The following is a 9,883-nucleotide window of genomic DNA, read 5'->3' on the forward strand; positions in this document are numbered from 1 at the left end:
AGCCCCCCCGGTAGGAGGGCGGGCGGGCATGGAGCCTGGATGTCACATGGATGTGCCCGGCGGGCTGGAACGAATCTGTTACGGGACGCCACGCATTCCATCCCTTCGCGGGAGCACCCTTCATGGCGCGAATCCTCATCATCGAGGACGAGCAGGACCTGGCCGGACTCGTCGACTACAACCTCCGCGCGGCGGGCTTCGAGACGGACACGGCGAACACCGGCGCGGGAGGGCTTGCCCGGGCGCGGGCCCATCCTCCGGACCTGGTGCTGCTGGACCTGATGCTCCCGGACGTGGCGGGCGGTGAGGTGCTGCGCATGCTCAAGAGCGACCCGGAGCTGAAGAAGGCCGCGGTCGTCATCGTCAGCGCCAAGGGCCAGGAGGCGGACCGCATCCAGGGCCTGGAATTGGGCGCGGACGACTACGTGGTGAAGCCCTTCTCCGTGCGCGAGCTGCTCTTGCGCGTGAAGGCCGTGCTGCGCCGCGCGGACGCGGAGGAAGGCCCCGCCGCGCTGCTGGCCGCGGGCGACATCAGCCTGGACGCGTCGCGCCACCAGGTGCGGGTCAAGGGAGAGGAAATCATCCTCACCGCGCTGGAGTTCCGCCTGCTGCGCACGCTCCTGGAGCGCAGCGACCGCGTGCAGACGCGCGAGGTGCTGCTGTCCGACGTCTGGGGCATCCAGGCGGAAATCCACACGCGCACCGTGGACACGCACATCAAGCGCCTGCGCGAGAAGCTGGGCCCCGCGGGCGACATCATCGAGACCGTGCGCGGCGTGGGCTACAAGCTCAGCCCTCCGTGAGGCCGTCATGCCCCTGCGCTTCACGCTCCTGTCGCTGCTCGTTCCTCCCCTCCTGGTCTCGACGCTGCTCGTCGTCTTCGGGCACCCGGCGGGCGCGCTCGCCGCGGGGCTCGTCACGCTGGCGGGCGCCGCGCTCGCGTTGGGCACCAGCCGCGTGGCCATGGAGCGCCAGCTTCGCGCCCTGACCCAGAAGACGCAGTCGCTGGCGGCGGGCAGGGACGTGACGCCGCCCGCGGGCCTGGAGCGCACGGACGACCTGGCGCAGCTGGAAGACGCCATCGACACGCTGGACGACAAGCTGTCCATGCGCGCCGCCGCGCTCAACCAGGAGGCGCGCATCCTCACCGCCGTGCTGGACGGCATGGCGGAGGGGCTGTGGGTGACGGACGCGGAGGGCACCGTGGTGCGCCACAACGACGCGTTGGCGGAGATGCTGCGGCCCGCGAACGGCGCCATCGTGGGGCAGCGGCCGCTCGCGCTCATCCGCAACGAAACGCTCAACGACGCGGTGGCGCGCGCCTGCCATGAAGGCGCCTCCACGCGGCTGGAGCTGACGCTCGAGGGCTTGTACTCCCGCACGCTCGCCGTGCGAGTGACGCCCGTGGGGCGCGACCTGCCCGGCAGCGCCGCCGTCTTCCACGACGTCACGGAGCTGCGCCGCCTGGAAAAGGTGCGCAAGGACTTCGTGGCCAACGTCTCCCACGAACTGCGCACGCCCATCACCGCCATCCGGGGCTACGCGGAGACGCTCCAGGGCGGCGCGCTCCAGGACACCCAGGTGGCCCCGAAGATGGTGGAGATCATCCACCGCCAGTCCGAGCGCCTCTCCGAGCTGGTGGAGGACCTGCTGGAGCTCTCCCGCCTGGAGGCGCGCGAGATGACCTTCCAGCGCACGGAGGTGTCCCTGGCCCTGGCCGTCTCCCGCGCCGCGGAGGGCGTGCGCCCCAAGGCCGAGGGCAAGAACCAGCAAATCGGATTGCACGTGCCGCCCGGACTGGTGGCGCTGGGGGATGGGCGGGCCATCGAGCAGGTGCTCCTCAACCTGCTCGACAACGCGGTGAAGTACACGCCCGCGGGCGGCCGGGTGGACGTGGACGGAGCGTACGAGGGCGGCCGGTGCGTCGTGCGCGTGCGCGACACAGGCGTGGGAATCGAGCCCAAGCATCTTTCCCGGATTTTCGAGCGATTCTACCGGGTGGACAAGGGTCGCAGCCGGGACATGGGGGGGACGGGACTGGGCCTTTCCATCGTGAAGCATCTGATGGGCGCGATGGATGGCGAGGTGAAGGTGGAGAGCCAGCCGAACGCGGGCAGTACCTTCGTCATTTTTCTACCCTCGGCGGCTGGCCCGACGGCGGCGACGGGCTAGGATGGGTGCGGCCATGCGGGTCGCCATCCTCGCGGACATTCACGGGAACCTTCCGGCCTGCGAGGCCGTGCTGGACGACATCACCAGGTCGGTGGCGCCGGATTACATCGTCGCGGCCGGAGACCTGGCCCTTCGCGGCGCGCACCCGCGTGAGACGGTGGAGCTGCTCTTCAGCAAGTGCCACGCGCTCATCATGGGCAACACGGACGCGTACCTCGCCGGCAACTACCTGGGCGGCGCGTACCGCGAGCGCGACCACTGGAAGACGGAGCTCTTGCGCTGGACGCGTGACCAGCTGGGCGACGCGCTGCTCCAGCAGCTGGGGCAGATGCCCTTCTCCCTGCGCTACACGCCGCGCAAGGGGCAGGACCTGTTCATCTGCCACGCGAACCCCCGCAACCTGGAGGAGTCGCTGGACCCCACGCTGGACGACCACGCGGTGCGCCGCTTCTTCACGCACCTGGACGCGGCCGCGTGCGCCTTCGGGCACCTGCACTTCCCCTACCGCCGGCGCGTGGGCCGGATGCTCATCGCGGACGTGGCCAGCGCCGGCATTCCCCGCGACGGCGACCTGCGCCCCGCCTACGGCGTCTTCACCTTCACGCCCAAGGGCTGGCGCGTGCAGATCCGCCGCGTGCGCTACCCGGTGCGCAAGGCCACCCAGGCCCTCACCGCGCGCCGCGTGCCCGGCGGGCCGCTGCTCATCCACAAGCTCGTGGAGGCGCGCTACCGCCACCACAACGCCCTGATGGAGGCCGCGCGGCGGCACTCGGGGCTGCCTCCGCCGGGGCCCGTGCTGCGTCCGCCTCCGGGGGCTGGAGGCGCGCGGCCCGCGCTCGCCGCGCCCTTCGAGAACAACCCTCCGCCAGAGGTCGATCCGTCCACGCTGCCGCTGGACCTGGACGGCACGGTGACGGGCGCCTCGCCGCTGCCGCCGGACGCGCTCAACGACCTGGACGGGTGAGGCTGGACGGGTGAGGCCCGCGCCCACCGGGTGCGTGCGCGTGGGGCAGGCCCGTCCGGGAATGGACACGCGCGCCGCCGCTTCTGACGGACAGCGGGCTTTTCGCACCGCGAAATCCGCTCGGCCTCCCGCGCGCACAGATGCACGTGGGCGCGCCGGTCCTTAGCAACAACCCCAGCGACGACAACGCGGGAGGGGCCATGGTCGGGTGGATGGTCGGACTGTCGGTGATGGCGGTGTCCCTCACCGCCACCGAAGCAGAGCCTCTGCCTTCCCCTCCCCCCGCGCCGTACTGCGAGGGCGAGTACGCGGACAGCTACGCCGCGCTGTCCCCCAAGGCGCGGGCCTTCGAGCAGGCGATGCAGAAGAAGTACACGTACTGCGTGCGCAGCACCGCCGTGTACGAGTGCCTGTCCTACGGCGCGGAGGGCAACGTGCGCCGCACGCGCACGCCGGTGTCCGCGCACGGCACCGCGTTCGCGTACAAGCAGCAGGCCGGGGAGACGCTGCTGCTCACCAACGAGCACGTGGTGGAGTGGCCGGACGTCACCAGCGACGCGCACCCGGTGGACGGCGTGCCCTCCGGCTGCAAGCGCGTGAAGGACGGCCTGAGCATCGTGGAGAACGAGGCGGACCACTACGACCGCGACGACGTCCCGCTGTCCAAGGCCGTGGTGGATCCGCAGCTGGACCTGGCCGTCATCAAGTCCAAGGCGCCGTTGACGGTGATGCCGTGGAAGGTGGGCAAGAGCGCCGCCGTGCGCGAGCGCGACGTGGTGGACGTGCGCGGCTTCCCACTGGGCGTCTTCAACGCCACCAACATGGGCAAGGTCATCTCCGCCTACGACCGCGACGAGTACAAGGAGTGGTACCACGACGACTTCGTCATCGACGCGCTCTTGTCACAGGGCAACTCAGGGTCGCCCGTGCTGGCCATCTCCTGCAAGACGGGCGAGTTCGAGCTGGTGGGCGTCTACCACGCGGGCTACTCGCGAGGCAGCGCGCTCAACGTGGTGGTGGGGATTGATCAGGCGCGCGACCTGATGACCAACCTGCGCCGCACGCCCAAGCGTCCGCAGGAGGGCACGACGCCGCTGGACGCCCTGGCCCGGGCCCGCGTGGCGAAGCGCGCGGAGGTGTCCGCCACGCCGTTCTTCCCCTTCGGCTCGCGCACCGCGGCGGTGTTCCCGCGCGCGGACGGCACCCTGCTCTTCGCGCTGTACGAACAGGACTTCCCGCGCCGCGTGCACCCTCTCATCGTGATGGAGGACCTGCCCGTGGCCTCCACGGACGAGGGCTTCGGCAAGGTGGGGCGCGTCTGGTTCGGCGGCGAGCGGGGCCTCCTGGAGCGCCCGCGCGCGGAGCAGGACGCGGAGCTGCAACAGCAACTGGCCCGGCTGCTGGACGCGATGCGCAGGGACGCGACGCTCGCGTTCTCGTACCAGGACTCGCTGCCGGGCTCGGATGAATCGCGGCAGACCTTCGACACTTCGGCGCGGCTGGGCAAGACGCTGGAGCGCACCATCGTCGCGCACCGGGACCTGAGCGACACCGCCGCGGAGCTGGCGGACCGCTTCGCGCCGGACGCCACCGAGCCCGCGACGCGGACGGAGTCCGTGCTCAAGAACCCGCCGCCCCCCGGCATCCACCTGGGCCTCACGGGTGAACCGGCAGGCCAGACGCGCCAGCCCGCGAAGAGCGCGCAGGGCAAGGAGGCCAGGACTCCGGCGGGCAGGTAACCCGTCTGGAGGACAGCCAGCCGGGCGGGGCTCTTCCGGAAAGGCGCGCATGTTCCCGGGAAGCCCCTTCCCGGCTCCGTACATTGGACAGGTGTGGAGGCCATGCCCGAACCCACATCCGGAGCCGTGCATCCCGACCTGAGGACGGGGGAACCCTCGCCCTGGCTGCGGCGGATCCTCCGGGGGCTGTTGGGTCAGGAGCGGCGCTTCTGGGTGCTGGTGGTGGGCGTGGGGCTCATCTCCGGGCTGGGCGCGGTGGCGCTGCTCGCCGTGCTGCGCTTCACCCAGCACCTGTTCTGGCAGAGCACCACGGAGCACTTCCTGGAGGGCGCGCTCGCGTCGCCGGGGTGGCGCCGGTTCCTGGTGCCGGTGCTGGGCGGCGCGCTGGTGACGTGGGTGTCCCTGGTGGTGGGTCAGCCCCTGCGCGGCCACGGCACCGCGGGCATCATCGAATCCATCTGGGTGAAGTCCGGCCGGCTGCCCTTCCCTCGCGCGCTGCTGCGCGGCTTCGTGTCCATCATCGCGGTGGCGCTGGGCGCCCCCCTGGGCCGTGAAGGTGCGCTGCTCCAGACGGGCGCGGCCAGTGGCTCCGCGCTGTCCGGGTGGCTGCGGCTGGGCCCGGGCCAGGCGCGCGTGCTGGTGGCGTGCGGCGCTTCGGCGGGCATCGCGTCCGCGTACAACGTGCCCATTGGCGCGGCCCTCTTCGGGCTGGAGGTGCTGCTGGGCAGCTTCGCGCTGGAGCTCTTCGGTCCCATCGTCGTGTCGTGCGTGGTGGCGACGCTCGTGTCGCGCACGCTCATCGCGGACCACCCCAGCTACGTCATCCCCCACTACGCCCTCACCCATCCGCGCGAGCTGGTGCTGGCGCTGCTCCTGGGCGTGCTCGTGGGCGGGGCCTCCGCGCTCTACGTGCGGGGCATCAACCTCGCCTCGGACCTCCTGGACAAGCTGCCGTCGTGGCTCACGCCGTTCATGCCGCTGGTCGCGATGACGGTGGTGGGCCTCACCGCCATCGCGGGGCCGTACCTCATGGGCAACGGCTACGACTCCGTGAACATGGCGCTGCACGGGACGCTGCCCCTGGCGCTGCTGCTCATCCTGCCCCTGGCGAAGCTGGCGGTGACGTCGCTGTGCGCGGGCGCGGGGGTGCCGGGCGGGCTCTTCACCCCGTCCCTCTTCTTCGGCGCGCTGCTGGGGGGCGCGTTCGGGATGCTGGTGGAGCGGGCGATTCCAGGCGGCGCGGCGCCCAGCGGGGCCTACGCGCTCTTGGGCATGGGCGCGGTGCTGGCGGGCACCACGCACGCGTCCGTGTCCGCGGTGCTGATGATCTTCGAGATGACGGGCGACTACGACCTCATCCTCCCGCTGATGCTCGCCGCGGTGGTGGCCGCCGTCGTCAGCCGCCGGCTGGAGCCGGAGTCGCTCTACACGTCCGTGCTCGCGAAGCGCGACGTGCGCGTGCCGGCCTCCGTGCCGCACTGGCTGCGCGAGGAGGGCGTGCGCTCGCTCCTGTCTCCGGCAACGCAGCGCGTGCCCCCTTCCGCTCCCTTCAACGAGGTGGTGGTGCTGCTCCTGGAGCAGCCCCCGGGCGCGGACCTGTACGTCACCGACGCGGATGGGCGCCTGTTGGGCGTCATCACCCTGGACGCGCTCAAGGGCCACCTGCCGGACCACTCGCTGCTCCAGGCCACGGTGGCCGCGGACGTGATGGACACCGGTGTGCAGCCCATCACCCCGGACCTGTCCCTGGCGGAGGTGGCCGCGCGGTTCGGCCACACGGAGCTGGAGCGGCTTCCCGTGGTGGACGGACGCCGGCACCTGCTGGGTTCCCTCTCCAAGGGCGACCTGCTCAAGCGGGGGCGCTTCTAGATGGAGCTGGAGCCCCGCACGCGCGCGTGGAGCATCGTCGTGATGAGCCTGCTGTGCATCGTGCTCACATGGGTGCTGCTGCGCACACCGCCGAACCCGGGCCTGCACTCGGAGTCAACGGAACCCACGGAAGAACCCACCCGGGGTAACCCCTACCGGGGATGGCCGTTGTTCCAGGGCTGGCCCATGCCGCAGCCCCCGGACGCGCCCCGCCAACGTTGAAGGGCCATCGGCACCCTGCCCTCTGGGGACGGTCCAGAGCGGGCAACCAGACGGGCTGAGCGTGAAGCGCTTGCATGCGCGAGGGCCAGGAGGAAGATGGCCGCCGTCTTGGACGCAACTCCCTTCAACTTCGTCGCCATCGTGCTGTGCGTCTCCATTGGGGCGGGCCTGCTGGGTTCGCTGCTGGGCCTGGGCGGCGGCCTCATCCTCATCCCCGTCCTCACGCTCGTGCTCAAGGTGGACATCCGCTACGCGGTGGGTGCCTCCATCGTGTCCGTCATCGCCACGTCCAGCGGCGCTGCTGCGGCGTACGTGCGTGACGGCCTGGCCAACCTGCGCGTGGCCATGTTCCTGGAGCTGGCCACCGTGGCGGGCGCCGTGTCGGGCGCGATGCTCGCGGGCATGGTGGGCGGCCGCGCGCTGTACTTCCTCTTCGGCGCGGTGATGGCCTATTCGGCGCTCGCGATGCTGCGCAAGCTGCGCGAGGACCGCAGCCCCCGCGCGGAGCCGCCGCCGGATGCCCTCGCGGACCGGCTGGGCCTGCACGGCAGCTACTACGACGTGTCCACCGGCGGTGAGGTGACGTACCGCGTGCACCGGCCTCTGGTGGGCCTGGGGCTCATGTACATCGCGGGCACGGTGAGCGGCCTGTTGGGCATCGGCTCCGGCGCGCTGAAGGTGCCGGCCATGGACCTGGCCATGGGGCTGCCCATCAAGGTCTCCACCGCCACCAGCAACTTCATGATTGGCGTCACGGCCGCGGCCAGCGCGGGCATCTACTTCGCGCGCGGCGACATCGATCCGTTCATCGCCGGCCCCGTGTGCGTGGGCGTCACGCTGGGCGCGTTCATGGGCTCGCGCTTCCTCACGAAGCTCAAGAGCGGCTCGCTGCGCATGCTCTTCGTGGCCGTCCTCTTGTGGGTGTCGTACGAGATGCTGTCCAAGGGAATCCGCGGATGAGCCCGGAACCCGGTGAACCTCCGTCTCCTCAAGAGACCACCGCCGTCCCGCAGGAGGTGGTGCCGCTCACGCCGGAGCTGCTCATCAGCCAGCTCTTGCGTGGCGGTGTGCTGCTCAGCATGTCGCTCGTCACCTGCGGCATGGTGATGACGTTCTTCCGCCACCCGGACTACTTCTCGTCGCCGGACGCGCTCCAGCGCCTCACGGCTCCGGACGCCGCGCCGCACCAGCTGACGGACGTCTTCGAGGGCGTGATGGCCGTGCGCGGCCAGTCCTTCGTGATGGCGGGGCTGCTGGTGATGATCACCGTGCCCGTGCTGCGCGTGGCCCTGTCCCTGGGCATCTTCCGCGCGCAGAAGGACCGCACCTTCGCCGCCATCACCACGGGCGTGCTCGCGCTGCTCCTGCTCGCGTTCTTCCTGGGCGGCGTGGAGTAATCCACAGAGCAGTCCACCCGTTCGTCACATCCACGCGGGCGCGAATCGCACTACAACGCGCGCCCATGGCCGAACGCGACCTGCCCATTCTCCTCGTGCGCCACGCCGTGGCCGAGGACTCCCACGCCCTGGGCGACGAGGCCCGCGCCCTCACGCCCCAGGGCCGCGCCGCCTTCCGTCAGCACGCGAAGAAGCTCGCGCGCCTCACGCCGCTCATGGGCATCATCACCAGCCCCCTGGTGCGCGCGGTGCAGACCGCGGAGCTGCTCGCGGACGCGCTCGGCCTGTCCCACGTGGAGGTCCACCCCGCGCTCGTCCCCAGGAAGGGCGCGGCCCGCGACGTGCTCAAGCTGGCGCGCGACGTGGGCCCGGGCTGGGCGCTGGTGGGACACAACCCCTCCCTGGAGCGCGCCGCCGCGCTCGCGCTGGGCCATGCCCTGCCGGACAAGCTGCGCAAGGGCTGCGCCGTCGCCCTCAAGCCCGAGGGGCGCGCGTTCTCCCTGCAGTGGATGGCCGCGCCGGGCCGCTCCCTGCGGCGGCCCTGAGCTGGCGTCGCGGGTGCGTGACGGACGTGACGCACTTGTTGCCGGCGCGTCACGCGGGCGCGAAGCGAGACGCGCACAGTACGTGCCCGCCATGTCCCACGTACTCATCGTCGACGACGAGCGCGATCTAGCGGAGCTCATCGACTTCAACCTGCGCGGCGCGGGCTTCACCACCCGCGTGGCCTTCACCGGGGAGGCGGCGCTCACCGCCGCGCGCGAGCAGCCCCCGGACGTGGTGCTGCTGGACCTGATGCTGCCGGACCTGTCCGGCATCGAGGTCTGCCGCCACCTGCGCGCCAACCCCCGCCTGCGAGACGTGCTCATCGTCATGCTCACCGCCAAGAGCGAGGAGGCGGACCGCATCCGCGGCTTCGAGGTCGGCGCGGACGACTACGTCGTCAAACCCTTCTCCGTGCGCGAGCTGGTGCTGCGGCTCAAGGCCATCCTCCGGCGCACGTCCACGCCCCAGGAGGGCAGCCCGCCCCTGGCCCTGGGCCCCCTGCGCCTGGACATCACCCAGCACCGCTTCTTCGTGGAGGAGAAGGAGACGCCCCTCACCGCGCTGGAGTTCCGCTTGCTGGAGTACCTCATGGCCCGGCTTGGCCGGGTGCAGACGCGCGAGCAATTGCTGGAGCAGGTCTGGGGCCTGTCCAGCGCGCTGGAGACGCGCACCATCGACACGCACGTGATGCGCCTGCGCGACAAGCTGGGCCCCGCGCGTGCCCTCTTGGAGACGGTGCGCGGCGTGGGCTACCGCATCGTGGACCCGGCGGCCGGGTAGGCGGGGAGGCGCCCTCTTTTTCCGTTACCCATTTGTCACGCAAGGGCCGTCAAACAGCCACATCCGCCCCATAGATCGTTGCGCGTTCTCGACCCCCCGAGACGCCCGCCGACCTTCTATGCGCCCACTCCTCGTCGCCCTCACCCTGTTGAGCTCCAGCGCCGCCATGGCCCAGGCCCCCTCCTCCCCGGAAG

The 9,883-nt window shown here is 71.3% G+C and carries 10 protein-coding genes; all 10 read left to right on the forward strand.

Going from position 1 to position 9,883, the window contains the following annotated elements; genetic code table 11:
- Window positions 1–122: 122 nt before the first annotated feature.
- The 10 genes from D7X55_RS28540 (at window position 123) to D7X55_RS28585 (ending at window position 9,689) form a co-directional block, all read left to right on the forward strand.
- Window positions 123–803: a winged helix-turn-helix domain-containing protein gene (locus D7X55_RS28540; protein WP_120552823.1), complete on the forward strand. Its 681-nt coding sequence runs from the start codon at window positions 123–125 to the stop codon at window positions 801–803.
- Between the two features lie 7 nt (window positions 804–810).
- Window positions 811–2,172 (forward strand): cell wall metabolism sensor histidine kinase WalK, encoded by a 1,362-nt coding sequence (locus D7X55_RS28545; protein ID WP_121724708.1) that lies wholly within the window; start codon window positions 811–813, stop codon window positions 2,170–2,172.
- A gap of 13 nt (window positions 2,173–2,185) precedes the next feature.
- Window positions 2,186–3,136 carry a metallophosphoesterase gene (locus tag D7X55_RS28550; RefSeq protein WP_120552825.1) on the forward strand — a complete coding sequence of 317 codons (951 nt, stop codon included), beginning with the start codon at window positions 2,186–2,188 and terminating at the stop codon, window positions 3,134–3,136.
- 200 nt (window positions 3,137–3,336) lie between these two features.
- Window positions 3,337–4,875 (forward strand): S1C family serine protease, encoded by a 1,539-nt coding sequence (locus tag D7X55_RS28555; RefSeq protein WP_158626435.1) that lies wholly within the window; start codon window positions 3,337–3,339, stop codon window positions 4,873–4,875.
- A 102-nt stretch (window positions 4,876–4,977) separates the two neighbouring features.
- Window positions 4,978–6,744: a chloride channel protein gene (locus D7X55_RS28560; RefSeq protein WP_120552832.1), complete on the forward strand. Its 1,767-nt coding sequence runs from the start codon at window positions 4,978–4,980 to the stop codon at window positions 6,742–6,744.
- On the forward strand, window positions 6,745–6,966 hold the full coding sequence (locus tag D7X55_RS28565) for a hypothetical protein (protein ID WP_121724710.1): 222 nt from the start codon (window positions 6,745–6,747) through the stop codon (window positions 6,964–6,966). It abuts the gene before it with no gap.
- 96 nt (window positions 6,967–7,062) lie between these two features.
- Entirely contained in the window at window positions 7,063–7,926 is an 864-nt protein-coding gene (locus D7X55_RS28570) for a sulfite exporter TauE/SafE family protein (RefSeq protein WP_121724711.1), read from the forward strand.
- Window positions 7,923–8,363 (forward strand): DUF1634 domain-containing protein, encoded by a 441-nt coding sequence (locus D7X55_RS28575; protein WP_120552829.1) that lies wholly within the window; start codon window positions 7,923–7,925, stop codon window positions 8,361–8,363. Before D7X55_RS28570 ends, D7X55_RS28575 begins: the two co-directional genes overlap by 4 nt.
- 65 nt (window positions 8,364–8,428) lie before the next feature.
- Window positions 8,429–8,908 (forward strand): histidine phosphatase family protein, encoded by a 480-nt coding sequence (locus D7X55_RS28580; protein ID WP_120552830.1) that lies wholly within the window; start codon window positions 8,429–8,431, stop codon window positions 8,906–8,908.
- Window positions 8,909–8,999: 91 nt separating this feature from the next.
- On the forward strand, window positions 9,000–9,689 hold the full coding sequence (locus D7X55_RS28585) for a response regulator (protein ID WP_120552831.1): 690 nt from the start codon (window positions 9,000–9,002) through the stop codon (window positions 9,687–9,689).
- Window positions 9,690–9,883: the final 194 nt, after the last annotated feature.

Source organism: Corallococcus sp. AB049A (assembly GCF_003668885.1).
Lineage (GTDB): Bacteria > Myxococcota > Myxococcia > Myxococcales > Myxococcaceae > Corallococcus > Corallococcus interemptor.